Below are 406 nucleotides of genomic sequence, written 5' to 3'. Positions count from 1 at the left end.
ATGGCAAAGACGAAGTTCGAACGCAGCAAGCCGCACGTGAACATCGGGACGGTTGGTCACGTGGACCACGGCAAGACGACGCTGACGGCGGCGATCACGAAGTCCTTCGGGGATTTCAAGGCGTACGATCAGATCGACGCGGCGCCGGAGGAGAAGGCCCGCGGCATCACGATCTCGACGGCGCACGTGGAGTACGAGACCGAGAACCGGCACTACGCGCACGTCGACTGCCCGGGTCACGCGGACTACGTGAAGAACATGATCACGGGCGCGGCGCAGATGGACGGCGCGATCCTCGTGGTGAACGCGGCCGACGGCCCGATGCCGCAGACGCGTGAGCACATCCTTCTGGCGCGCCAGGTGGGCGTTCCGGCGATCGTGGTCTGGCTGAACAAGGTCGATCAGG

Annotated in this window: 1 protein-coding gene; it reads left to right on the top strand. The window is 65.0% G+C overall.

Features of this window, described 5'->3' with window-relative positions; translation table 11 throughout:
* The coding region (locus DRV84_RS15295; protein ID WP_115982164.1) for a GTP-binding protein at nt 1-406 on the top strand (406 nt) is incomplete at its 3' end.

Source organism: Rhodosalinus sediminis (assembly GCF_003385555.1).
Classification (GTDB): Bacteria; Pseudomonadota; Alphaproteobacteria; order Rhodobacterales; family Rhodobacteraceae; genus Rhodosalinus; species Rhodosalinus sediminis.
Note: the sequence above shows the minus strand (reverse complement) of the source record. Positions and strands in the feature narration are given on the sequence as shown.